This is a genomic window from Mycobacterium sp. DBP42 (genome assembly GCF_005924235.1).
GTDB lineage: Bacteria > Actinomycetota > Actinomycetes > Mycobacteriales > Mycobacteriaceae > Mycobacterium > Mycobacterium syngnathidarum.
Map to the genome: position 1 here is coordinate 14,450 of NZ_VCMY01000007.1, position 26,235 is coordinate 40,684.

The window sequence follows — 26,235 nt, forward strand, 5'->3', positions numbered from 1 at the left end:
TACGGTACTGCTCGGTACCAGTCGGGGCAAGAGGGAGGTCTCCCGCCGTCAGGTCCGGGGTTCCAGCAACGCGGTGCAGGCGATCACCGCGTCCTCGGTGATCTCGCCGACCTGGCCACCGCTTTCCACGGTGATCGCGGTGAGCTCACGCAGCCCGCCCAGCATCATGATGATGCGGCGCCGGGAGATCGCCACCCCGGCCGAGCGGAACACCTCGGTGTTGGTCATCGCCTGAACCATGGCGATGAACTTCTCCATCGACTCGCGCTGCAGCGCCCGCGCCGCCGTACCCAGCGTCGGCATGTCGCGGATCCAGGCCAACATCAACTCGGGGTGGGCCTGGTAGGAGGCGATCCAGGCCTCGACTGCCTGCCGGACCTGGGTCCGCCACGGCACCTGCTGGTCGACTGCGCCGGCGATCTCGCGTACATGCCTGGAGTTGACACTGGTCAACAGCGCGACGAAACACTCCTCACGGCTGGCGAAGTGTTCGTAGAAGGTGCGGCGCGAGGTCTTCGCCCGCCGGACGATATCGGCGACCGTCGTGTTCTGATAGCCGTCCTCGACGATCGACTGGATCATGGCGTCGAGCAGACGTGACCGGAACGCGCTCTTGTCGGCATCGACCGACGTCGTGGGACTGTTCATATCGGGCTGTCATGGTAATGCCGATCAGCGCCGCACGGTGGGGCTGTGGCCAACACTGGATCGTGCGCCCGGATTGGCGGCCGGTGGACGGTTCTGCCGGAAACTCAGACAGACACCCAGATTGCCGCCCACGCACGGAACCCCGTTGACCGTGGGCACCGGCCCACCGGACCGGTTACCGGTTGGATCAAGGGCCGCCGGCTCAGCAGTGGCAGCCGGTGCCAGCAACACGGCCAACCCGCAGATACCGATCACGATCCTGCCCATTCCTGCAGCGTAGCCCCGTACTCATCCGATAGGCGTCAAAGGGCTCAGCACATCACGCACGAACTGGACGATGTTCACCGACGGATTGCCGTCTGGGAAGCTCACCGTGGCCAGCACATTGCCGCCGGCATCGGCGAAGTTCTGGTCAGCACGGCCCTGATGCGTCGAGGAGGTCACCACGATGATGCCGGTGGCGCCCGCCTTCTTCGCCAGCGGAACCGAGAACTGCGCATTCTGCACGGTGCTGTCGGCCCGGTCCTCCACGATGATCCGGTTGGCCGGAAGCCCAAGCATGAGAAGCAGATTGCGCATCTGCGCGGCCTCGGTCTGACCGTTCTGCGGGTTGCCACCCGTGACGATCACGGGAGCCTGCGGAAACGCCTGCGCGATCGCGAGGCCGGTGAGAGTGCGGTGATAGAGGATGGCACGCATCGAACCGTCGGGCTTCAGGCCGTAGCCGAGGATGACGGTGGCGGGTTTGGTGAAGTCCTTGCCTGCCACCCGCGGCGCGGCCTGCGCCATCGCCGGACCGGCGGTCAGGGCCAGGGCGCACACCACTGCCACGGCCAGAATCCGCAGGTACTTACGCATCTCACCCCCACCGCCGCGACCCTTGTGAATGTCGTTGCCAATGGGATTGATGTTACAGATCTGGCGGATGTGGCGTTTGGCCGTCAACAGATCGGCACCCGCACTTCCTCAGACAACCGCCACCAAGTCCTCACCACCTCCTGTCCCCCGGCGTGCACGCTGGCTGGTTCAGCGGGGCCGCGCGGCTGAGGTTTCGCCTGAAAGTTGGGACCGGTAAGGGGCTTTGACGCAAGCAAGGTGATCAGAACCGAATACCAGGAGGTGATGTGATGTCGATCGAGAACCTGCTTGATCGGTACGCCGAGGCGATAACCGCTGTGACGTACGGATATCTGGCCGCACTGGCCACGACAGTGGTCTTCGCGGTGGTATGGCGAATCGCCACCACTCCGCGCCGTCCCGCTGTCACCGAACCGATCAGCGCGACGGAGCTGGCGTTCCTGCGATCGGACATTGCCCCGGTCGTGACCTCGCTCGCAAGCCTGCGCGCCAGTGGGCGGGTGACCGCGACCGGGCGCATCGACCGCGCCGCGCTGTTCCCGGAGACAGACCGGTTCATCGGGCAGGTGCTGGAACGGGTCGCCGCCGACCCTGAACACACCGTGCCGGGCCTCTATGCCGAAGCCGGCGAAGGGCTCTCGGCACTCGAAGAGGAACTGGGCCGACGCGGCCTCGTGCGGACCAGCGCCGAACGAGCCCGCATGCGCTGGGGCACCGCGCCGTCGATCGTGGTGCTGGTACTCGGTGTCGGCTATGGCGTGTACCTGGCGACCCAGTTGTCCGAACGCCACGTCTACGCGGTGTCACTGGTAGTGATGGTGATCGCGACCGTCTTGTACGGGACGGTGGTGCTCCCGCACCTGTTGGGCGTGAATCGCCTGACCCACGCCGGCCGTCAGCTGCTCGCCGCCCAGCAGAAGGAACTGGCCTATCTGGAGCCCGCGAAGCAGCCCGCCTTCGACACCTATGGTCCGACGGCGGTGGCGCTGTCGGTGGCCCTGTTCGGTACCGGCGCGCTGTGGGCCATCGACTCCGACTACTCGACGTCGGTGCAGCTGGCCGGGAGCTCGTCGGGCGGCGCCGACGGCGGCGGCTGCGGCGCCTCCTGCGGGGGCGACGGCGGTGGGGGTTGCGGTGGCTGCGGTGGCTGTGGCGGGTGCGGCGGATGAACACGGCAGGCCGTACCGTGCCCGCCCTGGGCGACGTGGGCATCGGCTGGCGGCGGGAGATCGCCGGGGTGATCGACGATCTGCGACCCGGGTTCTGCGAGGTGATCGCCGAGTCGATCCCGGTCCGTCGCCGTCGGGCCCGACCCGAGCCGGCACTGGCCGATCTGGTGGCCCGCAATGTTCCCGTGATACCGCACGGCGTCGCGCTGTCGCTGGGCGGCACGGAACCCGTGCAGCCCAAGCGAGTACGCCGGCTGGCGGCCTGCGCGCAGGTGCTCGGCGCTCCGGTGGTCAGCGAACACATCGCCTTCGTCCGCGCGGGCGGGATCGAGGCCGGGCACCTGCTGCCGGTGCCGCGCACCCGGGAGGCCATCGACGTGCTGGCGGCCAACATCGACCGCACCCGGCGGGAGCTGCCGGCGCCACTCGCCCTGGAGAACATCGCCTCCTTCGTGGAATGGCCGGAGTCAGATCTCACCGAGTCGGAGTTCCTCACCGAGCTGGTGGAACGCACCGAGGTGCTCCTGGTCCTCGACGTGGCGAACGTCTACGCCAACGCGCGCAATCGTGGCCGTGATCCGCTGCGGGAGCTGGCACGTCTACCGGTGGAGCAGGTGGCCTACAGCCACGTCGCGGGCGGACGGGAGGGTGCGGACTTCTACCACGACACCCACACCGCTCAGACCCCTCCGGAGGTGCTGGACCTGGTCACAGCACTGCGGGAACGGGTCGACACTCCGTTCATGCTGGAGCGCGACGGCCGGTTCCCGCCTGCCGCAGAGCTTTTCGACGAGCTGGACGCCATCGCCGCGGCAGCGGGCGCGGAACCGATCACCACCGGGGCGCGGGAGGTATGGGTATGACCGACACCTTGGCGCAACGCCAGCAGGCTCTGGTCCGGGCGTTGGTGGTAGGCGGACCGGTGCCGCCGGGATTCGATCCTGCGGCAGTGGCCGCGGCCGGCGAGGTATGCCGGCACAAACGGGACGCACACTCGGGCAGTGTCACTCGGCGACGTCGGTGGTACCGCGTCGGCCGGTGAACTACCCGGCAGGTCCGACCGGCATGACACGATGGTGCGATGGGTGACTGGACAAGGACAGGGCTTCTGCGCGCATTGAAGGCGGCCGCGGCAGCTTCGATGGTGGGCTGTGCGTTCATGCTGGGTGCCGGTGCCGCGCAGGCAGATCCGGCACCGTTCGAGCCGCCACGGCTCTTCCCCGCCGACGGCTCAACCGTTGGAGTCGGTCAGCCGATCATCATCAACTTCCCGGGCCCGGTCGACGATGCCGGCGCCACCGAGAACGCCATCCACGTCTCGTCGGTCCCGGAGGTTCCCGGCAAGTTCTACTGGATCACGCCCACGCAGCTGCGCTGGCGTCCGCTGAGCTTCTGGCCCGCCCACACCGCCGTCACCGTCGATGCCGGCGGCGCGGTGTCCAACTTCAACGTTGGAGACGCGCTGGTGGCCACCGCAAACGACACCACCCACCAACTGACCGTCACGCGCAACGGGGCGGTGGAAAAAACCATCCCGATGTCGATGGGGATGGCGTCCGGCGGCCGCCAGACCCCGAACGGCACCTTCTACGTTCAAGAGAAGATGCCCTCGGTGGTGATGGATTCGTCGACCTACGGCGTCCCGGTCAACTCGCCGAACGGATACAAGCTGAACGTCGATCTGGCCGTCCGGTTCGACGACAGCGGCGACTTCGTCCACAGCGCACCGTGGTCGGTCGCCGATCAGGGCAAGCGCAACGTCAGCCATGGCTGCATCAACATCAGTCCCGCCAACGCCAGGTGGTTCTTCGACAACTTCAACGCCGGCGATCCCATCGTCGTGCAGAACGCCGGCGGCGGCACCTACTCGCGGTATGACGGCTCGAACGACTGGCAGATCTGAGTCTGTTCGGACAGGACGATCACGTACGGGCACGCGCCGGCGTGGGGGATGCACTCGATATACCTGGTCACCGCAGCTGGCCTAGTGCGGGACTTCGTCCAGACCGTTCGCGGCGAGCGTCTCCACCATGGCCGCGACCACCTGCTCAGCGGGCCAGTCGTCCGGCGCCGAGATCAGCTTTCCCCCGGCTAGTTCCGACGCGGTGAGCCCTTGAGACCCTCAAGGGCTCACCGTGGTGGTCCTTGCCCTCGGGGTGTCTTTGACCTCGGGGTCAACGGGGTCACCGCGCAGACGATTAAATCCGGAATGGGTCACTCTGGGTCATCGGGACCTTCTCACCGGAGCCTCCAGAAACGAGAAAAACCACCCGTCACCAGGTGGTTCTCTTGGTGGCCAGGGCCGGGATCGAACCGGCGACCTTCCGCTTTTCAGGCGGACGAGATAGCCACTGAACTGCGGTTTATCTGCGTCTGCGCGTCGTATGCGCCGCATTGAGCTGCGCTGACGTATTCAGTCCGTCCGGCGAACGGACATAAACCGGACACGGTGCTCGCACTCCCGTCCAGGAGCTTTCGCGCTGCCGCTTGTGTTGTGAGCAGCCTCGGGGCTCCGGGGAGCAGGCACCCCGATGCCCAGCATCGCACCATCAGCCACCGTCTCGACACCGTCGCTGGACGGCTCGACATCAGCATCCAAACAGCCGCCGTTTGGGCACGGTTCTGCCGGCGCCTCGGTTGACGGGAGGTCGCGAGCGCCCGAGGCCGTCAGGCCGCAGGGCGCGAGAGCGACAGTAGTCGGCCGGACGTCAACCGAGGCGCCGAGCCTCAACCCGGCCCCCGCCGGCGGGCTTGTTATATGTGCCGAAAATGTCCGCGAGTCGGTTGGCGACGGTGCCGCGACGGACGAGTTGCGGGCGATCGACGCATTGGGGCTGAGGTTCCCGAGTCCCAAGATGGTCACGGCGGCAGCGGCGTTGTTCGAGCCCACGGCGCCGTGGGCCTGTGGTCCTGGGCGTCGGGGAGTCGAACCGGAATCCGGGCGGTTCCGTATCACCGTTGGTCCCGGCGTCGTGCGGCTCGGTTGGACCAATCCTGTCCGGGCCGAGAAGACCACCGAACGAGCTGTCGGTCATCACCAACGTGACGTTGACGACGCGAAGTTTCATGTCAGAAATGACCTCGAAGACGATGCCGGGCACGGTGATCAGGCCGTCGGGTCTGCGACCCGACGGAGTCCTACGGAAAACGACCAGCCTGGCAGTGGCGGTGTCATCACCGAGTGGTCCCGCAAATCACGGTCGGCGATGTGCCGCACCTTCGCCGAACTCGACTACAGCCCGCTGGTGGAATCCGGTCGTGTCCCTGCGATGGTGACACTCACTTACCCAGGCGATTGGGAAGCTGTCGCCCCTGACGGGGTGAGCGTGAAGCGGCACATGGTGTTGTGGCGCAAACGCTTTCAACGCGAATACGGCGAGCCTGCACGCTACATCTGGAAGCTGGAGTTCCAGCGCCGCGGCGCCCCGCACATTCACCTGTGGATGGCGCCGCCGATTGCACCTGGGCGCTCGGGTCGCGGCTTCGCGCAGTGGTTGTCCGAGACGTGGGCTCAGATTGTCGACCATCCTGACGCCGAGCAGAAGGCGCGGCACCTGCTGGCCGGCACCGCCATCGACGTGCACAACGGGCTGCGGGCCTGCGACCCAAAACGGCTGGCCATCTACTTCACCAAGCATTCATCACCAAATATTCACGGCGACAAGGAATATCAGCACATCGTTCCCGAACTATGGCAGCAGCCCGGCCACGGCCCAGGCCGGTTCTGGGGCGTGTACGGCCTGAAGAAGGCCATCGCCGTCGTCGAAGTCGCGCAAGCCGCGTACCTGACTGCGCGTCGAATCGTGCGGCGGTGGTCACGGACCCAAGCCGCTTACGGCAACCCCCAGAGTCGCTATCCCACCGTGGTCGTTCCCCGCACCGCCTGTGTCCAAGTACCTCGGTCCGACCGACAAACCGGCAGAATCCAGTACCGTCGCGTTCGCCGACGCCGCGAATTATGCAACCAAGGCGGACTTTGCGGCGGATTTGTCCTAGCGAACGACGCACCGGCATTCGCCAGCAAACTTGCCCAAGCGCTCAGAGTCTGCCAGCGCTCGAACTAGGCCGTGCTGCGATTGTCGATCGCCGCGGCCCGTTCGCGCAGTCGGTTAGCGACCTGTCCTAGCCATGCTTTGTAGGTCAGCGGCTCGGGAACGTAGTAAACACCGACGGTGTACACCAAAAACTGTTCCAAGTCGGCTTCTGGGCGGACCTCGCACAAGCCGTCAATCTCGTCGGCCAACTTCCGCAAGAGTTCTGCGCTGGGGTGATCCGTGGCATAGGTATCGACGATTCCCTCCCAATCGTCCGCTTCCAGATCCCAGTCCTGGTGAAAATATGCCGCAAAGAATCGGTGCAAGTCCGCCGAGATCGAACCGTCGTTCATGGCGTGGGAAATCCTGTCAACACGTGCCAACCGCCTGTTCCGTCACCTTTGAGCACCACCCTAACGCCGTTTCCCTCCATCGCTTCATCAGCCCCACGGCGGAGTACCTCCCCACCGCTGAATGGTGCGTCGAGTTCAAGCTTCCCGACAGCTCCATTCGATATCCATTCGTCAAGCGTCTGTTGATTGTGTTGAAGCGCGCTACTGACGGCCGAGGCCGCTTGATCGGCGGTGTCAAACGACGACACCACCGGCAATCGGGTGGAATCCAGGCGAGCGGAAAGGTCGTCGAAGGTCTGGCCGACATGGCGTTCAATGAGGTGTCCGCCGGCGTTCTCGCTCGCGGTCAAAAGTGCGCCGGTGTCCTCGACCCCATACGGTGCGCCATGCCCAGCGTCTGCAGTGTGGTCGGCGCTTGGGGTGTCTGCGCTGTGGTGCGACACGTCGCCAGTGTCTGTGTGAACTGGCCCGTGACCACCACTCGGAACGTCATCGACATGGGTGTGAGTTGGCGGGACGTCATCGACCTGAGTGTGCGGTGTAGGGGGCGGATCGACGTCTACGTGCGGCGTGGGGGCGTCGTCGACATGACGGGCTACTCCGCCGAGAGCGTCGAGGCCGTGTTCGACCCCTTCTCCAAGGATCTTGGCGCCAGGTAGAGGGACCATTCCGGCGGCGTCGGCGATGGCTTGGGTCCGCTCGGTCGGGGTTGCTCCTTCCCAGTCAGTCGCGACGTGGTGCATGTTGCCCACGTCGGGCATCGTTGCGTCCCAGACAGTCTTCGAGGCGTCCTTCATACCCTCGCCAAACGCCCCGGCCGCTCGCTCCAAGACCGGCGGCTCCTTCGGAAAGGCTTGTACGTCGGCGTTCTCCGGAAGCGGTGCGACCGGTGCCGTTGGGCCACCGGCGGCGGCCGAGGCGTAGGTGAGCTCGTTGAGGATGCGGGTCTGCTCGGTCAGCTCCGCACGGGCATCGAACACCGCCTGACCCAAATCATGAGCGGTGTCGCGGCTGGGACCAGCCCCGGCGCCTTGCGTGACGTTGTCTACGGCGGCGTCGTTCGCCTTGGTCTGCGCGGCGTCGAGGGCTTGGCGGGCCGCTTCCACCTTCGCGGCCTGCCGATCGATCGTCGCCTTGTCAGGGGGCGGCGGTACCTGACTGAGCACCGGCGGCAAGCCAGCGGGCTTCTCATCGCCAAGCTTGGCCGCCTGGCCGTCCTCCGGCTTGCCCTCCAGAGTGTCGTTGGCGCCCAGCAGGTCTCCGAGATCGCCACCGGCGTCACCGGTAGTAGCGGGCTTGTCCTCGGGTTTCTTCGCCGCGTCCTCGACGGCCTTGGGCACCGCGAACGGGCCGACCTGGCCCGTCGCCTGCTCCGCGGGTTTGTCGCCGGGCTCGTCTTTGCGGTCCTCGTCCGGCTTGTCCTGGACCACCTTGTTGTCGACGAGTCGCACGGTGGGCTCGCCGTCACGGCTTTCGCCCTCGCTTCCGAACCGGATCGCGTCCAGCTCGCCGGCCTTCTCCTGCAGCCGCCCCTCCGCGAAGGCGACGGTTTGGCCGAGCCGCTCGGCGTACCACCGGATGTCTTCGGCGTATTCCTTGGCGGCCTTGTTCCGTTCGAGGACCGTGTTGATGTCGTAGCGGCGCGCGTCGGTCACCTTGAGGTCTTCGGCGACCGTGAACCCGTCGTCCTCGGCCTCGGTGATCGCGGCGAGCACCTCTCGCTGGGCGGCGTTGATGTCGGTGACAGCAGTCTCGGCGATACCGGCGGCTTTGCGGACGACTCCGTTCTGGTCACGAGCGACCACACCGTCAGCGGTCACCCGCTCCAGCGCTACGTCCTTCGCGCCGCCCTCCCAGGTGGTTCCGCCAGGAGCCGCGATGTTCTGCCGGTGCCGGTCAAACACCTCGTCCGACTGGTCTGCGGCGGTGCGCCACCGTGCCGCGGCGTCGGCGAAGTCGGACGTGGTGAGATCCTCGATCGCCGAACGCGTGGTGAACCGACCGGACGGAGCAGCGCTCACACGCTCACCGAGGTGATGGCGTCGGCGCCACCGGAGTCCGTCGTGTCGTAGCGGGCGCTGCCGGTCGACAGGTCGCCGGCCTGTCCGGTGATGCGCTGGGACTGCCGTCGGCGCAGCGCTGCCAGCGCCGCGTCCATGGCGGCAATGCCGACGTTGGTGGACAACCCATCGCCGCCTCCGGTCAGTGCCGCCGTGGCGGTTTCGCTGTCGGCTGCTGCGATACGCAGACCGTCAGCGTTTACGTTCAGGTCGTTTGCCATGCCAATCCCCCAACTGGACTTCCCACCGGAAATGAGGCTACCTCAGGGGCACTATCGCGGCATATGTCGCGGCAGGTGGCGGGATTAGCCGACGGCATCGGAGTGCTCAAGGGCTTTCCACGCCATCGCCTTTCGTATGTGGCTCTTGACCCTCTGCTTGTGGAGTCCTGGACGTGGTGTCTTCGAGGTAGGCGTCCAGGCACTGCTGCAAGATCATTAACGAAAGCGGCATTACCTCTTCAGCGTCAACATCGCCGACGTCAGACCCGTCCGGCAGGAAGAAGCCTCCCGTACTGAGCTCTATGTCGATCCAGAAACGGTGCAGATCTTTCAGCGTGTTCAGCGCATCGACCAGTAGGTCAACGTCAGGGTTTTCATCCGGGTCGATGACGTATTTGACCAACTCATGAACGAGGTCATCGCGATGGTCGCGGATCACCTCAAGTCGATCCGCCTGAACTTGCGTGATCGCACCGTTGTTCACGAGCCACAGCAGCGATGCACGAAACTTGTTAGGCGCCAACGATAGGACACGTAGCCGATACTGTTCTTGTTCGTCAGGCGCCATCGACCAGGTTCCGTCCAAGTTCAGGTCCAGACAAAAGAATTCGCGGACCTTGTCGAGGACTGCGTGTTTGATCATTTCGTGCGTGATCTGATAGAGGCCAGCGAATGCCAACGTCCCTCGAATGATGTTTGGCTTCAGCTTCGCGCGGAGCCGCTGCTCATAACCGACCGGATCGTCGTGATAGCCCACGCACATAAGTTTGACCGCATGGCGGTAGCCGACGCTATCGCGTTTACCTGCCTAACCCCAAAGGACCGCTACGGCTCCAGCAAATCAACCAGGTGCCGCGCGTCGTCACCGCCGAGGAGATCGATATTGAGCTGCGCCCTCGCCGCCAACTGAAGGGCACCGACTCCTTCTGCGAGTGCTGCATGCGTCATGCGGTCAAGCCCTGCCCCGATAAGCGGCGCAGCCGCCCTGAGCGCTGTGGGTAACGCAATCGATCCTGTCGTCCCGCCGTGCATCAAGATGTTTCGCTGCCGGTAAAGGCGCCTGAATGCTGTTCTCATGTGGTTGTTCACATCCCCGAGGGTGCGTTTGGGCTGTCCAACCAGTGCCTGCATACGACTCGCTGCCGCTCGATCTGACGGGCCATTAAGGGTCAGCGCCCGGCCCGACTCAAGCGCAGTCGCGACCAACCGTGCACGCTCGCTATTGATTGATACTTGGTCAAGTTCAGCGCTGAGGCGATCCGGCGTTCCAGGTGCGTGTCGGTATGACAACGTAGTCAGCTCGCCGCGTGGCCACGATGCCGTCACGAGGATCGCCATTCGATCTGCCGCCACAGCGCCGCGACCTTCTCGGGCATCGTCAGCGTCAGAGGGCGTCGTTAGCAGCGCTTCGATGGCGGCCCACCCACCTGAAACTGCGGGGCCTGGAGGTCCGTAGTTCAGCGGTGCAGCCAGTTCGAGTGCGTCGTCCACCGCCGTCGGTGAGTCGACGTCGTAAACTTTTCCCTCAGCTTCAAGTGACAGCACGTACGCCGAGCGCGCCTCCTTCTTTAGCCGAATCTCGTACGTTTCCTGGCCATCTCGTACCCAAACAAAACCAGCCGCTTCAGGGCCAGCGCTGGAAAAGCCACGGCCGTGGCTGCTACGCGCTTTGAGCCGATCCACAATGCCCACCACCAGCTCCGCGGCCGCGAAGGGATCGCGTGCCTTCACCGTGTACTGAAAACCACCGTGCAGACGAAGCCCACTGGGAAATTCCCTTGGAGACAACCAATTCCGCATTTGAGTTGTGCTCATCCAGTTGGGCAATGGCATGGCCAACTGTTTGTACTGAGGCAAGGAGACGAACGGAATCACCACATCAAAATCCCTGTCGAAACCAGCGGCCAGTTCTTTGGCGGATTCGAACAGATCGGCCAGCGTGCCGTCGCTGTTCGACAGCCGGCCAGCCCACTGGCGCAAGAATCGCACGCTGTATCCGCAGTCGAGGAGGTGGGAAGCGATTGCACGGGAACACCGCTCCGGCGAGGCGGGGGTTGCGGCATCCGCGGACTGCGCCCACCCGCCGAGATAGTCCCTGTTGACGAATTCAGTCAGCTCGATCAGTCGACGATGGTGGCGACTTCCGCATGGAACGTTCGACCGGAGGGTGCTGCCCAGTTGGACGCGTAGATCTCGTTCGCCAACACCCCGGTCACGCCCGGCGAGCCTGTCAATGTCCCGAGCAAGCCACGTCACCGCCGAGGTAGACAGCACTCCCTTTGAGCACCAATCTGCCGCTTCCGCCAGTTCCCGCAAGGCAAGCACGGTCCCTGTGTCCCAGAGTCGGCGCTGCCAGGGGGTCGTCTCGCCGAAGAAGTCGCGGAGCCTAGCGAGGATATGCTGCGGATACGGATCGTTGACCAGCGAGTTCGCGAGCTGACCACCCGACTGATTGCTCATGGCGACATTTTGACGTACCTTGGGTCTACGCATACAGCGGACACCCTTAAGCCCGGGAACCGCCTCTCAGGAGGCCGTTCCCGGCTTTTTTTGGTGCAGATGCCGAGGTAACGGTTAGCTGGCACCCAGCTGACCGGCGGCGACGCCGCGCAGTTCGCCCCTGCTCGCTCAGACAAACTCTCCGAGCCAGATGTACGCACTCCTGGAATCGCTGGACCCGCCTGCCGAAGGCCAGACTGCCGAAGCTCACCGCGAGCGTCTGCAGCGCATCGTCGACGACGGGGTGGCCGGCCTCAAGGCATTCAGCGCCGCCATTGAGACACTCCTCAGTCGAGGATTCAAGGTGTACTCACCGCGTCGAGGCCTGAGATACCGCATCGCTCAGGAGCGCTGGGACCGCCAAGTGGACGCGGCAAAACGGCGATTAGAGGGCGACCAGTCGTCATCGGACTGAGCCGACGCCTCGTTGCATTCGAAGGACCTCCGACTCGGGGGCCGATCGGATGTTCGGATCCCACTGCAATTCGTCTACGACATCGTCATCGTCGACCCACTGCTGTCGATTCCAGTCCCAGACCTGGGGGGCGATGTCGAAGTCGTCGAGCGGATCGGAGGCAGCACGAATCAGCAGGGCACCCTGCCCGAACTGCCGCATCCAATACCTCACGACATCAGTGTGAGCCAGGAATCTCAGCGGTGGCCAGCATTTTGCCGATCGACCGCAGCGAGCAAGAGATCCCGACTGCTATCGCTGTACCCCACGTTGGCGGCACGTCGAACCTCTGTCAGGAGATCAGCCGGCAGCGACTTTCGGGTCTCAACGACCGCGATGATCAGCGCGTACTCCGCGTCTCCGAACTCCATCTCCATGTCGAACCGGCCGCGGGGCTGATCATCGAGATCGGCTGCAGCTCCGACCCGCTCAGCGAGGTCGATGTAGTCCATAGATTGATGCTAGGCCTGTGTCACCCGGTCGTCAGCAGTGATCTGCACAATTCTCACGTCCTTGCCCCACGGCAGTTTGAACACCGAGACTCTCGTCGTCGTACTCGTCGTCGTCGGCGAACCTAGGCATTCATGCTCCAGCGCGCGTTCGCGGCATGTGACGCCTTCGCGAGGTCGATCGCGCTCCCCCAGTTCGCCGTCGACATGTTGCGTCGGCGCAAGTCCGAGTGGAGTGGTCCAGACACGGCTGGGGTGATCTTCCCGTCGTCTACGGGCACACTCCGGGATCCGGACAACTTCGGCAAGCAGTGGCGTGAAGTCCGTCAGGACCTGGTGCTACCCGATGTGTCTTCTCACTCGTTCCGCAAGACGGTGGCCACGCTGATCGATGATGCGGGCATGTCGGCTCGGATCGGGGCCGACCAGCTCGGGCACGCGCGGCCGTCGATGACGCAGGACGTCTACATGAGCCGCGGTCAGGTGCACACCGAGGTGGCTGATGTCCTCGACAGAGCGGTCGGTATAAACGACGAATAAAAGACGAAAGCGGTACCCATCGAAGATGGAAACCGCCTCTTGGTGGCCAGGGCCGGGATCGAACCGGCGACCTTCCGCTTTTCAGGCGGACGCTCGTACCAACTGAGCTACCTGGCCGGAAGGCACCGGCTCTTGCAAACCGAACTGCCTCGCCGTGATGGCGACCCTGACGGGACTCGAACCCGCGACCTCCGCCGTGACAGGGCGGCGCGCTAACCAACTGCGCCACAGGGCCTTACTTTCCAGCATGCTCCGCGTTGCCGCGTTGCGTACCCCCAACGGGATTCGAACCCGTGCTACCGCCGTGAAAGGGCGGCGTCCTAGGCCACTAGACGATGGGGGCCTGATCCGAATCTCTCCGGGGTACTCATCAACCTCGTTCGTTGGGAGCTTCGATAGCTTAGGGTACAGATGCCCAAATCCTCAAACCGTATGGTCGCAACACCAATTTGAGTCATCTTGTACCCTGTCTTCTCGCGCCCCTATAGCTCAGTTGGTAGAGCTACGGACTTTTAATCCGCAGGTCCCAGGTTCGAGCCCTGGTGGGGGCACCACACGCCCGCCGCAAGGTGGGTCAGGTGCGGTTCACGCGCTCCGCGCGGTCGCAATCTCGTCGGCCAGCGGCGCGATCGCGGAAATGATCTGTCCGACGATCAGCTCCGGCACGCCTGCGCCGGCCAGGCTGTCCGAAAGGTGGTCGGCCACCAGGTTGAAATGGTGCACGGTGATACCGCGGCCCTGATGGACCTGGCGCATCGGTGCGCCGCGGTACGGCACTGGCCCGCCCAGCGCCGCGGCGAAGAACTCGACCTGCTTGCCCTTGAGCCTGGCCATGTTGGTGCCGCTGAAGAAGCCGGCCAACTCGCCGTCGGCCAGCACCCGCCGGTAGAAGTCCTCGACGACGGTCTCGAGTGCCTCGGCCCCGCCGATCTGGTCATAGATGGTCGTCATGGCGTCAGCATCGATCAACGTCGTTGCCCCGCAATTACCGAGGCGTAGCCGCTCCGCTACAGCGGCCTCACAGGCACGGGGGTATCCGTGAGCACCATTGGCCAGACCCGTTTATCGTTATGGCCGGGGGTCGGAAGGGACGTTCGGCGTGAAGTCTTCACGGCCGAATGCCGACAGTTCGAATGAAGGAGTCAGCAGAATGTTCTCCCGGCGTCCGCGCACTCGAGCCATGGCCACCGCGGTAGGTGCCGCCATGCTGACTGCCAGCGTCGCATTCGGGGCCGCACCGGCCCACGCGGACACCCAGGACGACCAGTTCTTCACCTTCGTCAAAGAGCTGAACATCCCGACCAACTCGGCCGAGGAGGCCGGCCAGGTTGGCCGCGGCGTCTGTGATGCCCTCACGAAGGGCAAGATCGAACCCGCTCGCACCGTCCGGGGAGTCATCAGTCAGTTGATGAGCCAGGCCGGCATCGACAAGCACCAAGCGGCGAACCTGGTCCGGGGGGCAGTCAAGGTCTACTGCCCGCAGAACGCCCCGTTCGTCGGGCGCTGAGGCCGCGCAATCGGGGCCTTGCTCAAGCCGCTACACCTTTGGGCAGTAATGCATCCCGTTGTCGCGGTGCCCGACCGGAGGGAGGTTGCGGGCCGGGGTGTGCACCAGTGGCGCATCGGCCGGAAGCCGCCCCGTGGCCCGGTCCCACGCAGTGCGCGCCCGCGGATGCATGCGGCGGCGCCGGGGTACCAGCTTGAAAATGTGGCCAATCACCTTGCCCAGCAGGCGATGCCGCTGCTCGTCACGGTCCGACCAGGTGTATCCCATCAGCTCGCGCACCGCCGGGTGGTACAGCCCGACGGTGAACCATACGAACAGCGGATGCACCAGATGCTTGCGCTGCAATGCCCACATCCAATCGGGCAACTTCGAGGCAAACGGCGGCTTCGGCAGCTCACTCAGATCCAATACGTCGCGGGCGGCCTGGTTGTTCTCTAACACGTTGCGGCACATGTGTTCCCAATAGACCTGGAAGTCTTCCCAGGTTTCGGGCACCGGGCGCATACTCATCCCGTACATCGAGTACCACTGCTTGTGTTCTTCGAAGAGTTGCCGCTTGTCGGCTTCGGAGATCCCGCCCGCGAGCCGGTCCGCCACGATGATCGTGCCGACGAAGAACGTCGAGTGCGCCCAGTAGAAGACTTCCGGGTTCAACGCGTGATAGCGACGCCCCTGCGCGTCGACCCCTTTGATGTTGACGTGGTAGTCGCGCACCTCGGCACCGGTCTGCGGTGCGCGGTGGCCGTCGAACACCACGCCACCGATGGGATACAGCGAGCGCAGCAGGCGGGGCCAGCGTTCCTGGAAGAAGATCGAGTGCTCCATCACCGCTGCGCCGAGTTGCGGATGCATGTTCTGCATCGACCCGGCCCACGGTCCCTGGAGCATCCCCCGCCAATCGCCGAAGTACTTCCACGTCAGCGAATCCGGTCCGAGTGGGATCGGCGGCGCCTCGTATCCGCCCGGGGCGGCCGGGCAACCGGCCGCCGCAGCGGATCCGCTGGTCACGGGGCATGTCTCAGAAGTATCTTGTGTCACAGGTGCGCTTTCTGCCGGCAAGACGGTGTCCTGTTTTCAAATGTGACTACATATGTTGTCATCGGAGCTTAGGAGTAGATGTGCCATCCGGTCAACGACGCGGCCGATGGTCGGGCGTTCCGCTCCAGGAACGCGCGGCACGTCGACGCGACGATCTGATCGCCGCAGGCGTCACCTTGCTGGGCAAAGCCGACGGTCCGGCACTGACTGTTCGGGCCGTATGCCGAGCGGCCCAGCTCACCGAGCGGTACTTCTACGAGAGCTTCGACGACCGCGACACGTTCGTCCGGGCGGTCTACGACGATGTCTGCGCCCGAGCCATGTCTGCCCTGACGACTGCTGTCACACCCCGCGAGGCCGTCGAACAATTCGTCGCGCTCATGGTCGACGACCCCACCCGGGGTCGGGTGCTGCTACTCGCCCCGGAGTCGGAGCCGGTGTTGACCCGCTCGGGCGCCGAGTGGATGCCAGACTTCATCGGCCTGCTGCAGCGCAAACTCACCCGCATTGCCGACCCGGTACGTCAAGCCATGGCCGCCACCAGCCTGATCGGCGCCCTGACCGCATTGTTCACGGCATATCTCGACGAGCGACTGCCTGCCAGCCGCGAACAATTCATCGACTACTGCGTCGACCTGCTGCTGGGACGGGTCGGCAGTTTCTGAGCGAGGTACTTACTCGTCCGGGGTACTCGCCTCGGCGATCGGTTCTTGTTCGGCCGCGGCAGCCTCATCTTCGGCAGCCTTGGCCTCACGGCCCGCTGGGCTGCCGACCGACGCGCCCGGATGCGTCTCGGTGGCGTGGTCGCCATCGCAGTTAAGCGCCACCTGGGTGACGTCTTCCTTGTATTCGTAGTAGGTGTCGGATGTCTGCGGCACCAACTGCCGGACCGTCCAGGCGCTGGTGACGATGCACTCGTCGCGCGATAACCGGCTACCCACGGTGACGGCAACGTGCACGCTGCCGCCGCTGTCCTCGATGGCACTGGCCGCGTCGCCGTATGTCTGCCCAACCACATCCGGTGCGGCCTGAGCCGCCCCCGCGCCCGCCACGGCCAGCGCGAAACCCGCAGCGGACACACCGATGACACTTCCGAACCCGATCGCGATTTTCATCTAGGCCGACCTTCCCCGTCCGGTGATCTCTCCCGGAAGTGGGGCGGCAGCGCCTTGTGTAGTGCCGTGTGACGCCCCACAGCTCGCGACGCGTCACGAGTTCTGGGAGCTAATTGAAATTCTAGCCTCGGAAAGGTCGGCCGACCGTAACTTTTTACTCGTCCGGAGTACTGGCCTCGGCGAGTTCTTCCTGCTCAGCAGCGGCAGCCTCATCAGCGGCCTTCTTCGCCTCGCGCCCGGCCGGGCTGGCCACCGACGCACCCGAGTGCGTCGAGGAGGCATACCCGCCGTCGCAGTTGAGGGAGAGCATCACCTCGTCCTCGGCATGGGTGTACTCGTCGCCGGCGTCGCGCACGAACGGGGCGTCCCAGACCTGGGTTACGACGCAGTCGTCCTTGGACAACTTGCTGCCGACGGTGACCGCCACCTTGGCCTTGCCGCCGCCGTCCTCTATCGCCGATGCGGCATCCTCGTACGTCTCACCGACCACGTCGGGCGCGGCAGCCGCCACTGCGCCCCCGAACAGGCCGCAGGCACCTACCCCGATCGCTACCCCAGCTGCGGAAACGGCAATTCTCTTGATCACTGGCCCGACTCCTCACGGCAACCCCGACTGCATATTTCAGCCGGGAAGTTACCGAGAGAATTACGAAAACCGATGGCGCAGAAGCGAATTGCGAGTGAACGCTATGCGTCACGCAGCCGAACGCATCAGCCTACTCGTCGGGGGTGCTGACCTCGGCAAGCTCGGCCTGCTCAGCGAGTTGGGCCTGCTGTTCGGCGTACGCCTGCCGCGCCTCTTCCAGGTCCTCGGCAGCCTTGTCCTGACGGCCGGCCGGGCTGGCCACCGAGGCGCCCGGGTGGTTGGCGGTGGCATGGCCACCCTCACAGTTCAGGGCCACCATCACCTCGCCGGAGGCGTGATTGCCGTCCCGCACGAAGGGCGCATCCCAGGCGTTGGTGACGATGCAATCGCCCTGGGACAGCTTGCTGCCGACGGTGACCGCCACCTTGGCACTGGAACCGCTATCCTCGATCGCGCTCGAAGCATCCGAGTAGGTTTGGCCGACCACGTCAGGGGCGGCAGCCGCAACTCCCGCGCCGAACAGCAGGGACACGGCCGCACCAGCGCCAACCACGGCTCCGGCACCAACGACAAGCTTTTTCACGTGTGCCCAACCTCCGAGCGTGGGTATCCGACAGGTGTTCGTGCGGATCCTACCGTCGGCGCGGTTGCTCCGCAGGACTCGTGAACGCGCCCGCGGGGCAACTTGATGTCACCGGGTTACACAGATATATTGACTGCAACCAACAGGTACAGATAACTGAAGCGTCTCCGGACGCGAGAGGGTGAGGGCATATGTCGCAGGAATACACCGACCTGCAGCTCCTACACGAACTCGAGCCTGTCGTTGAAACCAGCATCAACCGCCACATGCGGATGCGTAAGGACTGGAATCCGCACGACTTCATCCCGTGGTCGGACGGCAAGAACTACTACGCGCTCGGCGGCCAGGATTGGGACCCCGAGCAGTCCAAGCTGTCCGAGGTCGCCAAGACCGCGATGGTGCAGAACCTGCTCACCGAGGACAACCTGCCCTCCTACCACCGCGAGATCGCGATGAACATGGGCATGGACGGCGCCTGGGGCCAGTGGGTCAACCGCTGGACCGCCGAGGAGAACCGCCACGGCATCGCCCTGCGCGACTACCTCGTGGTGACCCGCGCCGTCGATCCGGTCGAGCTGGAAGAGCTGCGCGTCGAGCAGGTCACCCGCGGCTTCTCCCCCGGCCAGAACCAGCAGGGCGACCTGTTTGCCGAGAGCCTGTTCGACTCCGTCATGTACGTGTCGTTCCAGGAACTCGCCACCCGCGTCAGCCACCGCAACACCGGCAAGGCCTGTGACGACCCGATCGCAGACCAGCTGTTGCAGCGCATCTCCGCCGACGAGAACCTGCACATGATCTTCTACCGGGATGTTTCGGCCGCCGGCCTCGACATCGCCCCCAACCAGGGCATGGCGTCGTTGCACCGCGTACTCGACAACTTCAAGATGCCCGGATACACCGTGCCCGACTTCCGCCGCAAGGCTGTCGTCATCGCCGTCGGCGGTGTCTACGACCCGCGCATCCACCTGGACGACGTGGTGATGCCGGTCCTGCGCAAGTGGCGCATCTTCGAGCGTGAGGACTTCACGGGCGAGGGCGCACGACTGCGCGACGACCTCGGCCGCATCGTCGAAGAACTCGAAGACGCCTGCGACAAGTTCGAGGTCGCCAAGGAGCGCCGCATGGAGCGCGAGCGCAAGGTGGCCGAGAAGAAGGCGATGAAGAACCTGCTGGTGTCGTCCTCGTCTTCATGACCCTGACCGCATCGCCGCCTGCGACGACAGCGTCGGCCCGATCCCAACTGCGGATCGGGCCGTTCGCGTTGCCCAGTCCCGTCGTCCTCGCCCCGATGGCCGGGGTGACCAACGTGGCTTTCCGGACGCTGTGCCGCGAGCTCGAAATCGCCCGCGCCGGCACCGTCAGCGGCCTCTATGTGTGTGAAATGGTCACCGCGCGGGCCCTGGTCGAGCGCCATCCCGTCACCATGCACATGACGACCTTCGGCCCCGACGAATCGCCGCGGTCGCTGCAGCTCTACACCGTCGACCCGCATACCACCTACCTGGCGGCGAAGATGATCGCCGACGAGGGCATGGCCGACCACATCGACATGAACTTCGGCTGCCCGGTGCCCAAGGTCACCAAGCGTGGCGGCGGATCGGCACTGCCCTATAAGCGGCGCTTGTTCGGCCAGATCGTGGCCGCCGCGGTGCGCGGTGTCGAGGGCACCGACATTCCGGTGACGGTGAAATTCCGGATCGGCATCGACGACGCGCATCACACACATCTGGACGCCGGACGGATTGCCGCTGAGGAAGGCGCGGCAGCCGTGGCCCTGCATGCCCGCACCGCGGCTCAGCGCTACTCGGGCACCGCCGACTGGGACCAGATCGCGGCGCTCAAAGCCCATGTCACCACCATCCCGGTGCTCGGTAACGGCGACATCTTCGAGGCCGAGGACGCGCTGGCGATGATGGCCGCGACAGGATGCGACGGCGTGGTGATCGGCCGCGGCTGCCTGGGCCGGCCATGGCTGTTCGCCGAGCTGTCCGCGGCCTTCACCGGCCGGCGGCCCGCCACTCCGCCGACCCTGGGCGAAGTGGCCGACATCGTGCGCCGCCACGGCGAGCTGCTCAGCGAGCATTTCGGCGAGGACAAGGGCATGCGCGACATCCGCAAGCACGTGGCGTGGTACCTGCACGGGTTCCCGGCCGGCGCTGATCTGCGCCGCGGGCTGGCCTTGGTAAAGACCCGTGCCGAGCTCGACGGCCTGCTCGACCAACTGGACGCCCACGCACCGTTCCCGCCCGCGGCCACCGGCCCGCGCGGTAGGCAGGGGTCGGCCGCCTCGGTGTCCCTGCCCGAGGGGTGGCTCGACGACCCCGACGACTGCGCGGTCCCGGCCGGGGCCGATGTGATGCATTCCGGAGGCTGACCTGCGCTCGCGCCGAGATGACATCGAGACAGCTCTGTCACCGGGTTGGGTCTAGCTCAGTCTCAGGATGCGTCAGTACGATGAAAACCCTGTCGCGGCCGGCTCAGGTAGCCAGTCCGGCACTGTGCTGCTAGAAGAGATGAGGAGAAAACCTCAGCAGCACCCAGATCACACTGCGGGAACGATGCGCACCGACGCGCACGCGCGAGTTCGAAGAGTCGGAGGCCGGTAAGGACATGAGTGACGCTCATAACGCCACTCCCGGCCGTCGGCACCGCTCGCCGGAGGATTCGTCGGACAACCAATGGATTACCCGATCCCGGCAGCCTTTGCCAGGCGCCGCGCCGTGGGAACGCCAGGATGCCTCGTCACCCGAAGATTTATCCGTCGACGAGCCCACCGGCAGCCACGCCGACGGGGTAACTGTCGCCGATCTGATCGCCAAGGTCGCCGGTACCGGTTTCACCCCGAGCCGCCACCGGCTGGAGCCCGACGAGGCCTATCAGGCAGAGCCAGAACTCGACGCTGAACCCGAACCTGAACCTGCACCCGAGCCGGAACCGGCCTACTTCCAGGAACCCGACCCCGAACCGGAAGCTGGACCCGCGTACTTCTGGGAACCCGAGTTCGAGCTGGAGACCGAGCCCGAGCCAGAGTTCGAGCCCGAAGCCGAGGCCGAAACGGAGCCCGAACTGGAGCTGGAGCCGGACTATGCACCGGCCTATGCCCGCCCGCACGTGCCCGATCCGACCGACGTCATCGCCGCGGTCCGAATCGACCCGGAGGCCGACGATCCCCACGGATCGGAGCACGCCGAGGATTTCCCGGCACCGTTCGAAGAACCGCTCGAAGACCCGTCGGCCCCTGAGATCGAGACCGACAACACCAACACCGACGTCCTGCCGGCGTTGGCGGTCTACGACTATGACGCTCCCCCGGAGCGCCCCACGTGGCGCGTCCGCCCGATACCGCCAGACGAGCACGATCCCGACGAAACCACTGTGATCGAGGCGGTGCGGCCGCCGATCAATCGCCGGGTGATGCTGGCCGGACGGGCCGCTGCCGCGATGCTCGCTGTCCTCACCCTGGTGCTGACCGGAGGGGCCTGGCAGTGGCAGTCCTCGAAGAATGACAGCCTCAACAAGGTCGCCGCGCTGGATCTCAACTCGCGCGACATCCTCGACCCGAACGCCCAGTTCGGCGACGAGAACTTTCTGATCATCGGGACCGACAGTCGGTTCGGCGAGAACGGGGGCATGGGCGCCGGCGATACCGAAGATGCCGGCGGTGCGCGATCCGACACCATCATGCTGGTCAACATCCCGGCCAACCGGGAACGTGTCGTCGCCGTGTCATTCCCGCGTGACCTGTCGATCGATCCGATGAAGTGCGAACCATGGAACCCGGAAACGACGGCCTACGGTCCGCTGTACGACGCGGAGACCGAGACCTACGGCCCGGACGAGGTCTACACCGAGACCAAGCTGAACTCGGCCTTTGCCTTCGGCGGCCCGAAGTGCCTGGTGAAGGTGATCCAGAAGCTGTCCGGGTTGTCCATCAACCGGTTCATGGCCGTCGACTTCTCGGGTTTCTCCAAGATGGTCGACGCGCTGGGCGGGGTCGAGGTGTGCAGCACCACCCCCCTCGAGGACTACGAGCTCGGCACCGTCCTACCGAACGCCGGACGCCAGATGATCGACGGGCACACCGCCTTGAACTATGTGCGGGCCCGTCAGGTGACCACCGAATACAACGGGGACTACGGGCGCATCAAACGCCAGCAGCTGTTCTTGTCCTCGCTGCTGCGAGCGCTGATCTCCCGAGACACGTTCTTCTCGCTGAACAAGCTGAACAACGTGGTCAACATGTTCATCAGCGACAGCTTCGTCGACAACATCAGGACCAAGGACCTGGTTGACCTCGGGCAGTCCGTACAAGGCGTGAACGCCGGACGGATCACCTTCGTCACCGTGCCGACCGTCGGATACGCCGACGAGTACGGCAACGAGGTCCCGCGTCTCGAGGACATGCGGGCACTCTTCGACGCGATCATCAACGATGATCCGCTGCCCGGGGAGAAGAACCCGGACAACACCCCGGTGCCCGGCACCCCGGAGTCGTCCACGGTGCAGGCGGCCGCTCCATCCGAGACTCCTCAGTCGACCGCGCCGGCACCCGCACCGGACACGACGGACAGTGGTGAGATGGTCAATGCCGTCACCACCGAACCGCAGCAGGTCACGGTGCAGGTGTCGAACTCCACCGGCCAGAGCGGTCTGGCCTCGACCGCGGCCACCGAGCTGCAGGAACACGGTTTCAACGTCAACACTCCTGACGACTACCCGAGCACGCTCCCGGCGACGACGGTGTTCTTCTCCCCCGGTAACGAGGAGGCGGCCGCGACCGTGGCCAGTTCCTTCGCCAACCCCACCATCGAGCGGGTGTCAGGCATGGGCGACGTGGTGCAGGTGGTTCTGGGCTCCGATTTCAACACGGTGAATGCTCCGTCACCGAGCGGGTCGGAGGTGCAGGTACATGTGCTGAAGGGCACCAGCAGCAGCCCGACGCACCTCCCGGAGGACCTGAACGTCACCAACGCGGCCGACACCACCTGCGAATAGCTTCTGAACCGGGCGCGCGGCATTCACCGTTCGTTCATCGTTGCATCGTGACTACAGGCCTGCTGACCGCATAATCTTGCAAGCATGCGTACCCAATACCATGAGCAACTGCACTCGCTGACGGACCAACTCGGGCAGATGTGTGAGTTGGCGGGTACCGCAATGGAGCTGGCCACCCAGGCCCTCTTGCAGGCCGATCTCGCGCTCGCCGAGCAGGTGATCAGCGACCACGACAAGATGACCACGCTGAGCACCCAGGCCGAGGAGTCTGCGTTCGTGTTGCTCGCGCTGCAGGCGCCCGTTGCCGGTGACCTGCGGGCTGTGGTGGGCTCGATCCAGATCGTCGCCGATGTGGACCGCATGGGTGCGCTGGCGCTGCATGTGGCCAAGATTGCGCGTCGGCGCCATCCCCAGCACGTTCTGCCCGAGGAAGTGAACGGCTATTTCGCCGAGATGGGGCGGGTGGCCGTCGAGTTGGGCCATGCCGCGCGCGAGGTGCTGCTGACCCAGGATCCGGAGAAGGCCGCCAGGATCCAGGAGGAAGACGATGCGATGGATGATCTGCATCGTCACCTGTTCTCGGTTCTGATGGACCGGGAGTGGAAGCACGGGGTGACAGCTGCTGTCGACGTGACATTGCTGAGCCGCTTCTACGAGCGCTTCGCCGACCATGCCGTCGAGGTGGCACGGCGGGTCATCTTCCAGGTCACAGGCACCTACCCGGACGGGGAATCGGTTTCTTCCAACCAGTGATTCAGGGCCGGTCGGCCGGCGGCACCAGCCGGACGCCGTCCTTGTGCGCCCCGGCCAGGTCCCCGAGTACTTTGACCAGTACCTGCAGGTCAGCCCCGCTGTAGCGCAGCAGGAAGTCACGCGTTCCACGGTCCATTTCCTCGTGCATCGTGCGGTGCACGTCGGCGACGAGTTGTCCGTCCGCGGTCAGGCCGAGCTCGATCTCCTTGCGGTTGCCGGGTACCGCCGTGCGCTCCACGAGGCCGGCCTCGACCAGCCGCTGCACGTGCTTGGACACCGTGCCCTTGAGCCGGCCGGAGCGCGCCGCCAGCCCCACCACGCTGACCGGGCCTTCGGTGATCTCGGCCAGCAGGTGCATCGACGAGGTCGGTAACGTCCGCACCAGCGGTTGTAATCGCGGCGGGATTCGGGCCGCCATGAAGTCGCGTTCCGCGTCATCCTCGCCGTCATTCCCGAGCCGGTCCCCCACCGCGGCCAACAGCCCGGCGATGGCGTCGATCAGCTCAAGTTTGGTTTTCACGGAAACCATCTTGCCACCCGCGGAACGCCTGAGTAGATTGTTTCCATAGAAACCATATCCTTGGAAACCAAAGGAGCTGCCATGAAGGCCGCACTGGTCACCGCATGGGGCAACAACCCCGTGTACACCGACGTGCCCGAGCCCCAGCCGAGCGACGGCGCCGAGGTGGCCGCCGTCGAAGCATCGGCTCTGACCAACCTCACCCGGGCACTGGTGTCCGGAAAGCACTACGCCAGCAAGGAGATTGCCCTGCCGGCCATTCCGGGCGTCGACGGTGTGGCACGGCTCGCCGACGGCCGTCGCATCTACACCGGCGCCCTCGGATCCTCCGGCATGATGGCAGAACGCGCCCTGGTCGAGCCCCGCGGCGGCGTCGAGATCCCGGAGCACGTCGACTCGGTGACCGCCGCCGCCCTGCCCAATCCCGGCATCTCGGCGTGGACCGCGCTGTCGCACGCCGCGGCCGTCAAGCCCGGCGACCATGTGCTGATCTTGGGCGCCACCGGCGTAACCGGTTCCATGGCAGCGCAATTGGCCGGCACCATGTTCGGCGCCGAGACGGTGGTGGCCGCCGGGCGCAACACCGAACGGCTGGAGTGGTTACGGTCGGCCGGCGCTCAGAACACGATCACCCTCGGGCAGCAGGACCTCGGCGCTCGGGTCGCCGAGATGCACGCCCAACGACCGTTTGACGCGGTGCTCGACTACCTGTGGGGCGACCCGGCCGCCGAGGTGCTCACTGCCTTGGCCGCCAGTCACCCCGCCGCGCACTACCACCCGACCCGATTCGTTCAGATCGGGTCGATGGCCGGGCCGACGCTGGCACTGGATGCGGGAGTCTTGCGCGGCACCGGGATCACGCTGCGCGGAGTCGGCATCGGCAGCGTTCCACCCGAGGTGCTGGGCCGCGCCCGTAGCGAGGCATTGCCGAGGTTGTTCACCATGGTCGCCGACGGCCAACTCGAATTACACACCCAGCCAAGGGCATTGGCCGATGTCGCCGAGGTTTGGGCGGGTGGCGAACCGTCGGGCACCCGAGTGGTGCTGACGCCGTAGCGCGAGCAGGAGAAACTCAGCCGAAGCGGCCCGAAATGTAGTCCTCGGTCGCCTTCTGGGTGGGGTTGGAGAAAATCTTCTCGGTGTCATCGATCTCGATCAGCTTGCCGGGCTTACCGGTGGCCTCGAGATTGAAGAACGCTGTCTGATCGCTCACCCGGGCGGCCTGCTGCATGTTGTGCGTGACGATGACGATCGTGAAATCCTGCTTGAGCGTCGAGATCAGATCTTCGATGGCCAGCGTCGAGATCGGGTCGAGCGCCGAGCAGGGCTCATCCATCAACAGCACGTCGGGCTGCACCGCGATGGCGCGGGCGATACACAAGCGTTGCTGCTGACCACCCGACAGGCCGCCACCGGGCTTGTCCAGACGATCCTTGACCTCGTTCCAGAGGTTGGCGCCCCGCAGCGAACGCTCCGCGACCTCGTCGAGGGTCTTCTTGTTGCGGACGCCCTGCAACTTCAGACCGGCCACCACGTTGTCGCGAATCGACATGGTGGGGAACGGATTCGGCCGCTGGAACACCATGCCGATGGTCTTGCGCACGCCCACCGGATCCACCCCGGCGCCGTAGATGTCCTCACCGTCGAGCAGCACCGAGCCCTCCACGCGGGCCCCGGGGATCACCTCGTGCATGCGGTTGAGCGTGCGCAGCACGGTCGACTTACCGCAGCCCGACGGACCGATGAAAGCCATCACGCTGCGCGGGTGCACCGACAGCGAAACGTCGGAGACGGCGTGGAATGCGCCGTAATAGATGTTGACGTCCTTGAGGTCCAGCCGCTTGGCCATGGAT

The 26,235-nt window shown here is 65.2% G+C and carries 30 protein-coding genes, 5 tRNA genes and 1 pseudogene; 15 read left to right on the top strand and 21 right to left on the bottom strand.

From position 1 onward, the window contains the following. Positions 1–48: 48 nt before the first annotated feature. From E0T84_RS09945 to E0T84_RS09955, 3 genes are read right to left on the bottom strand one after another with little or no spacing between them, the layout of a single operon-like run. Positions 49–648 (bottom strand): TetR/AcrR family transcriptional regulator, encoded by a 600-nt coding sequence (locus tag E0T84_RS09945; RefSeq protein ID WP_138744362.1) that lies wholly within the window; start codon positions 646–648, stop codon positions 49–51. Positions 649–672: 24 nt separating this feature from the next. Continuing rightward, positions 673–915, bottom strand: coding sequence for a hypothetical protein (locus tag E0T84_RS09950; RefSeq protein WP_171054967.1), 243 nt, complete (start codon positions 913–915; stop codon positions 673–675). A gap of 21 nt (positions 916–936) precedes the next feature. Beyond that, positions 937–1,506 (bottom strand): YdcF family protein, encoded by a 570-nt coding sequence (locus E0T84_RS09955; RefSeq protein ID WP_138744363.1) that lies wholly within the window; start codon positions 1,504–1,506, stop codon positions 937–939. 269 nt (positions 1,507–1,775) lie between these two features. Between E0T84_RS09955 and E0T84_RS09960 the strand changes: the two genes are divergently transcribed. The 4 genes from E0T84_RS09960 (at position 1,776) to E0T84_RS09975 (ending at position 4,578) form a co-directional block, all read left to right on the top strand. Continuing rightward, positions 1,776–2,675 carry a TIGR04222 domain-containing membrane protein gene (locus tag E0T84_RS09960; protein ID WP_138744364.1) on the top strand — a complete coding sequence of 300 codons (900 nt, stop codon included), beginning with the start codon at positions 1,776–1,778 and terminating at the stop codon, positions 2,673–2,675. Beyond that, positions 2,672–3,538, top strand: coding sequence for a DUF692 domain-containing protein (locus tag E0T84_RS09965; protein WP_138744365.1), 867 nt, complete (start codon positions 2,672–2,674; stop codon positions 3,536–3,538). The genes E0T84_RS09960 and E0T84_RS09965 overlap by 4 nt, the downstream gene beginning before the upstream one ends. Continuing rightward, positions 3,535–3,717 (top strand): hypothetical protein, encoded by a 183-nt coding sequence (locus E0T84_RS09970; protein WP_249383607.1) that lies wholly within the window; start codon positions 3,535–3,537, stop codon positions 3,715–3,717. The genes E0T84_RS09965 and E0T84_RS09970 overlap by 4 nt, the downstream gene beginning before the upstream one ends. A 99-nt stretch (positions 3,718–3,816) precedes the next feature. Then, entirely contained in the window at positions 3,817–4,578 is a 762-nt protein-coding gene (locus E0T84_RS09975; RefSeq protein ID WP_249383612.1) for an Ig-like domain-containing protein, read from the top strand. 387 nt (positions 4,579–4,965) lie between these two features. On the opposite strand, the gene E0T84_RS31800 is transcribed toward E0T84_RS09975, so the two are convergent. Further along, a tRNA-Phe gene (locus tag E0T84_RS31800) sits at positions 4,966–5,033 on the bottom strand. 497 nt (positions 5,034–5,530) lie between these two features. On the opposite strand from E0T84_RS31800, the gene E0T84_RS09980 reads away from it, so the two are divergent. Beyond that, positions 5,531–6,739 (top strand): hypothetical protein, encoded by a 1,209-nt coding sequence (locus tag E0T84_RS09980; protein WP_249383608.1) that lies wholly within the window; start codon positions 5,531–5,533, stop codon positions 6,737–6,739. On the opposite strand, the gene E0T84_RS09985 is transcribed toward E0T84_RS09980, so the two are convergent. The 5 genes from E0T84_RS09985 to E0T84_RS10005 form a co-directional block, all read right to left on the bottom strand. Next, positions 6,736–7,062: a contact-dependent growth inhibition system immunity protein gene (locus tag E0T84_RS09985; protein ID WP_138744368.1), complete on the bottom strand. Its 327-nt coding sequence runs from the start codon at positions 7,060–7,062 to the stop codon at positions 6,736–6,738. The genes E0T84_RS09980 and E0T84_RS09985 overlap by 4 nt on opposite strands. Next, complete coding sequence (locus E0T84_RS31805) at positions 7,059–9,083, bottom strand: RNase A-like domain-containing protein (RefSeq protein WP_171054969.1); 2,025 nt, start codon at positions 9,081–9,083, stop codon at positions 7,059–7,061. Before E0T84_RS31805 ends, E0T84_RS09985 begins: the two co-directional genes overlap by 4 nt. Then, a complete protein-coding gene (locus E0T84_RS09995; protein WP_138744369.1) occupies positions 9,080–9,343 on the bottom strand; it encodes a hypothetical protein in 264 nt (87 codons plus the stop codon). The genes E0T84_RS31805 and E0T84_RS09995 overlap by 4 nt, the downstream gene beginning before the upstream one ends. 106 nt (positions 9,344–9,449) lie before the next feature. Further along, the gene (locus E0T84_RS10000; protein ID WP_138744370.1) at positions 9,450–10,100 is read right to left on the bottom strand and encodes a hypothetical protein; all 651 of its coding nucleotides are present in this window, start codon (positions 10,098–10,100) and stop codon (positions 9,450–9,452) included. Between the two features lie 68 nt (positions 10,101–10,168). Next, the gene (locus E0T84_RS10005) at positions 10,169–11,803 is read right to left on the bottom strand and encodes an integrase (RefSeq protein ID WP_138744371.1); all 1,635 of its coding nucleotides are present in this window, start codon (positions 11,801–11,803) and stop codon (positions 10,169–10,171) included. Between the two features lie 190 nt (positions 11,804–11,993). On the opposite strand from E0T84_RS10005, the gene E0T84_RS10010 reads away from it, so the two are divergent. Beyond that, complete coding sequence (locus E0T84_RS10010; protein ID WP_138744372.1) at positions 11,994–12,257, top strand: hypothetical protein; 264 nt, start codon at positions 11,994–11,996, stop codon at positions 12,255–12,257. Here E0T84_RS10010 and E0T84_RS10015 read toward each other — a convergent pair. After that, positions 12,246–12,470, bottom strand: a complete 225-nt coding sequence (locus tag E0T84_RS10015) for a hypothetical protein (RefSeq protein ID WP_138744373.1) — start codon at positions 12,468–12,470, stop codon at positions 12,246–12,248. The genes E0T84_RS10010 and E0T84_RS10015 overlap by 12 nt on opposite strands. A 23-nt stretch (positions 12,471–12,493) precedes the next feature. After that, a complete protein-coding gene (locus tag E0T84_RS10020; RefSeq protein ID WP_138744374.1) occupies positions 12,494–12,748 on the bottom strand; it encodes a hypothetical protein in 255 nt (84 codons plus the stop codon). A 171-nt stretch (positions 12,749–12,919) separates the two neighbouring features. Here E0T84_RS10020 and E0T84_RS10025 point away from each other — a divergent pair. Then, positions 12,920–13,285, top strand: a pseudogene (locus E0T84_RS10025) (tyrosine-type recombinase/integrase); the annotation flags it as partial. Between the two features lie 40 nt (positions 13,286–13,325). Here the strand turns inward: E0T84_RS10025 and E0T84_RS10030 are convergent. The 3 genes from E0T84_RS10030 to E0T84_RS10040 form a co-directional block, all read right to left on the bottom strand. Then, positions 13,326–13,402: transfer RNA gene (locus tag E0T84_RS10030), tRNA-Phe, on the bottom strand. Positions 13,403–13,443: 41 nt separating this feature from the next. Further along, a tRNA-Asp gene (locus E0T84_RS10035) sits at positions 13,444–13,520 on the bottom strand. Positions 13,521–13,555: 35 nt separating this feature from the next. Then, positions 13,556–13,628: transfer RNA gene (locus E0T84_RS10040), tRNA-Glu, on the bottom strand. Between the two features lie 135 nt (positions 13,629–13,763). Here E0T84_RS10040 and E0T84_RS10045 point away from each other — a divergent pair. Then, positions 13,764–13,839 (top strand) — tRNA-Lys (locus E0T84_RS10045). A 31-nt stretch (positions 13,840–13,870) separates the two neighbouring features. On the opposite strand, the gene E0T84_RS10050 is transcribed toward E0T84_RS10045, so the two are convergent. Then, positions 13,871–14,236, bottom strand: a complete 366-nt coding sequence (locus tag E0T84_RS10050; RefSeq protein ID WP_138744376.1) for a group 1 truncated hemoglobin — start codon at positions 14,234–14,236, stop codon at positions 13,871–13,873. A gap of 253 nt (positions 14,237–14,489) precedes the next feature. On the opposite strand from E0T84_RS10050, the gene E0T84_RS10055 reads away from it, so the two are divergent. After that, entirely contained in the window at positions 14,490–14,792 is a 303-nt protein-coding gene (locus E0T84_RS10055; protein ID WP_239253208.1) for a DUF732 domain-containing protein, read from the top strand. Between the two features lie 30 nt (positions 14,793–14,822). Here E0T84_RS10055 and E0T84_RS10060 read toward each other — a convergent pair whose 3' ends face one another. Further along, positions 14,823–15,830 carry an oxygenase MpaB family protein gene (locus tag E0T84_RS10060; RefSeq protein ID WP_138744377.1) on the bottom strand — a complete coding sequence of 336 codons (1,008 nt, stop codon included), beginning with the start codon at positions 15,828–15,830 and terminating at the stop codon, positions 14,823–14,825. Between the two features lie 80 nt (positions 15,831–15,910). Here E0T84_RS10060 and E0T84_RS10065 point away from each other — a divergent pair, with 80 nt between their 5' ends. Beyond that, entirely contained in the window at positions 15,911–16,495 is a 585-nt protein-coding gene (locus E0T84_RS10065; RefSeq protein ID WP_070946914.1) for a TetR/AcrR family transcriptional regulator, read from the top strand. Positions 16,496–16,504: 9 nt separating this feature from the next. Here E0T84_RS10065 and E0T84_RS10070 read toward each other — a convergent pair whose 3' ends face one another. The 3 genes from E0T84_RS10070 to E0T84_RS10080 form a co-directional block, all read right to left on the bottom strand. Then, positions 16,505–16,945: a hypothetical protein gene (locus tag E0T84_RS10070; protein ID WP_138744378.1), complete on the bottom strand. Its 441-nt coding sequence runs from the start codon at positions 16,943–16,945 to the stop codon at positions 16,505–16,507. Between the two features lie 154 nt (positions 16,946–17,099). After that, entirely contained in the window at positions 17,100–17,528 is a 429-nt protein-coding gene (locus E0T84_RS10075; protein ID WP_371725803.1) for a hypothetical protein, read from the bottom strand. Positions 17,529–17,661: 133 nt separating this feature from the next. Continuing rightward, positions 17,662–18,114 carry a hypothetical protein gene (locus tag E0T84_RS10080; protein ID WP_171054970.1) on the bottom strand — a complete coding sequence of 151 codons (453 nt, stop codon included), beginning with the start codon at positions 18,112–18,114 and terminating at the stop codon, positions 17,662–17,664. A gap of 191 nt (positions 18,115–18,305) precedes the next feature. On the opposite strand from E0T84_RS10080, the gene E0T84_RS10085 reads away from it, so the two are divergent. The 4 genes from E0T84_RS10085 (at position 18,306) to phoU (ending at position 23,862) form a co-directional block, all read left to right on the top strand. After that, the gene (locus E0T84_RS10085; protein WP_070946910.1) at positions 18,306–19,307 is read left to right on the top strand and encodes an acyl-ACP desaturase; all 1,002 of its coding nucleotides are present in this window, start codon (positions 18,306–18,308) and stop codon (positions 19,305–19,307) included. After that, a complete protein-coding gene (gene dusB / locus E0T84_RS10090; RefSeq protein ID WP_138744381.1) occupies positions 19,304–20,488 on the top strand; it encodes a tRNA dihydrouridine synthase DusB in 1,185 nt (394 codons plus the stop codon). The genes E0T84_RS10085 and dusB overlap by 4 nt, the downstream gene beginning before the upstream one ends. Before the next feature lie 236 nt (positions 20,489–20,724). Next, positions 20,725–23,109 carry an LCP family protein gene (locus E0T84_RS10095; protein WP_138744382.1) on the top strand — a complete coding sequence of 795 codons (2,385 nt, stop codon included), beginning with the start codon at positions 20,725–20,727 and terminating at the stop codon, positions 23,107–23,109. 84 nt (positions 23,110–23,193) lie between these two features. Further along, on the top strand, positions 23,194–23,862 hold the full coding sequence (gene phoU / locus E0T84_RS10100) for a phosphate signaling complex protein PhoU (RefSeq protein WP_070946908.1): 669 nt from the start codon (positions 23,194–23,196) through the stop codon (positions 23,860–23,862). A gap of 1 nt (position 23,863) precedes the next feature. Here phoU and E0T84_RS10105 read toward each other — a convergent pair whose 3' ends face one another. Beyond that, the gene (locus E0T84_RS10105; protein WP_171054971.1) at positions 23,864–24,382 is read right to left on the bottom strand and encodes a MarR family winged helix-turn-helix transcriptional regulator; all 519 of its coding nucleotides are present in this window, start codon (positions 24,380–24,382) and stop codon (positions 23,864–23,866) included. 81 nt (positions 24,383–24,463) lie between these two features. Here E0T84_RS10105 and E0T84_RS10110 point away from each other — a divergent pair, with 81 nt between their 5' ends. Beyond that, positions 24,464–25,438, top strand: coding sequence for a zinc-binding alcohol dehydrogenase family protein (locus tag E0T84_RS10110; RefSeq protein ID WP_138744384.1), 975 nt, complete (start codon positions 24,464–24,466; stop codon positions 25,436–25,438). 16 nt (positions 25,439–25,454) lie between these two features. On the opposite strand, the gene pstB is transcribed toward E0T84_RS10110, so the two are convergent. Further along, on the bottom strand, positions 25,455–26,231 hold the full coding sequence (gene pstB, locus E0T84_RS10115) for a phosphate ABC transporter ATP-binding protein PstB (RefSeq protein WP_070946906.1): 777 nt from the start codon (positions 26,229–26,231) through the stop codon (positions 25,455–25,457). Positions 26,232–26,235: the final 4 nt, after the last annotated feature.

Excerpts from the sequence above, each read along its gene's own strand:
- E0T84_RS09945 (WP_138744362.1), bottom strand. The coding sequence starts at position 648 with ATGAACAGTCCCACGACGTCGGTCGATGCCGACAAGAGCGCGTTCCGG.
- E0T84_RS10050 (WP_138744376.1), bottom strand. The coding sequence starts at position 14,236 with ATGACGACCATCTATGACCAGATCGGCGGGGCCGAGGCACTCGAGACC.
- E0T84_RS10070 (WP_138744378.1), bottom strand. The coding sequence starts at position 16,945 with ATGAAAATCGCGATCGGGTTCGGAAGTGTCATCGGTGTGTCCGCTGCG.
- E0T84_RS10010 (WP_138744372.1), top strand. The coding sequence starts at position 11,994 with ATGTACGCACTCCTGGAATCGCTGGACCCGCCTGCCGAAGGCCAGACT.
- dusB (WP_138744381.1), top strand. The coding sequence starts at position 19,304 with ATGACCCTGACCGCATCGCCGCCTGCGACGACAGCGTCGGCCCGATCC.
- E0T84_RS09950 (WP_171054967.1), bottom strand. The coding sequence starts at position 915 with ATGGGCAGGATCGTGATCGGTATCTGCGGGTTGGCCGTGTTGCTGGCA.
- E0T84_RS09980 (WP_249383608.1), top strand. The coding sequence starts at position 5,531 with ATGGTCACGGCGGCAGCGGCGTTGTTCGAGCCCACGGCGCCGTGGGCC.
- E0T84_RS10055 (WP_239253208.1), top strand. The coding sequence starts at position 14,490 with ATGCTGACTGCCAGCGTCGCATTCGGGGCCGCACCGGCCCACGCGGAC.
- E0T84_RS09965 (WP_138744365.1), top strand. The coding sequence starts at position 2,672 with ATGAACACGGCAGGCCGTACCGTGCCCGCCCTGGGCGACGTGGGCATC.
- E0T84_RS09995 (WP_138744369.1), bottom strand. The coding sequence starts at position 9,343 with ATGGCAAACGACCTGAACGTAAACGCTGACGGTCTGCGTATCGCAGCA.
- E0T84_RS10020 (WP_138744374.1), bottom strand. The coding sequence starts at position 12,748 with ATGGACTACATCGACCTCGCTGAGCGGGTCGGAGCTGCAGCCGATCTC.
- E0T84_RS09955 (WP_138744363.1), bottom strand. The coding sequence starts at position 1,506 with ATGCGTAAGTACCTGCGGATTCTGGCCGTGGCAGTGGTGTGCGCCCTG.
- E0T84_RS10085 (WP_070946910.1), top strand. The coding sequence starts at position 18,306 with ATGTCGCAGGAATACACCGACCTGCAGCTCCTACACGAACTCGAGCCT.
- E0T84_RS10110 (WP_138744384.1), top strand. The coding sequence starts at position 24,464 with ATGAAGGCCGCACTGGTCACCGCATGGGGCAACAACCCCGTGTACACC.
- E0T84_RS10095 (WP_138744382.1), top strand. The coding sequence starts at position 20,725 with ATGAGTGACGCTCATAACGCCACTCCCGGCCGTCGGCACCGCTCGCCG.
- E0T84_RS09985 (WP_138744368.1), bottom strand. The coding sequence starts at position 7,062 with ATGAACGACGGTTCGATCTCGGCGGACTTGCACCGATTCTTTGCGGCA.
- phoU (WP_070946908.1), top strand. The coding sequence starts at position 23,194 with ATGCGTACCCAATACCATGAGCAACTGCACTCGCTGACGGACCAACTC.
- E0T84_RS09975 (WP_249383612.1), top strand. The coding sequence starts at position 3,817 with ATGGTGGGCTGTGCGTTCATGCTGGGTGCCGGTGCCGCGCAGGCAGAT.
- E0T84_RS10005 (WP_138744371.1), bottom strand. The coding sequence starts at position 11,803 with ATGAGCAATCAGTCGGGTGGTCAGCTCGCGAACTCGCTGGTCAACGAT.
- E0T84_RS09960 (WP_138744364.1), top strand. The coding sequence starts at position 1,776 with ATGTCGATCGAGAACCTGCTTGATCGGTACGCCGAGGCGATAACCGCT.
- E0T84_RS09970 (WP_249383607.1), top strand. The coding sequence starts at position 3,535 with ATGACCGACACCTTGGCGCAACGCCAGCAGGCTCTGGTCCGGGCGTTG.
- pstB (WP_070946906.1), bottom strand. The coding sequence starts at position 26,231 with ATGGCCAAGCGGCTGGACCTCAAGGACGTCAACATCTATTACGGCGCA.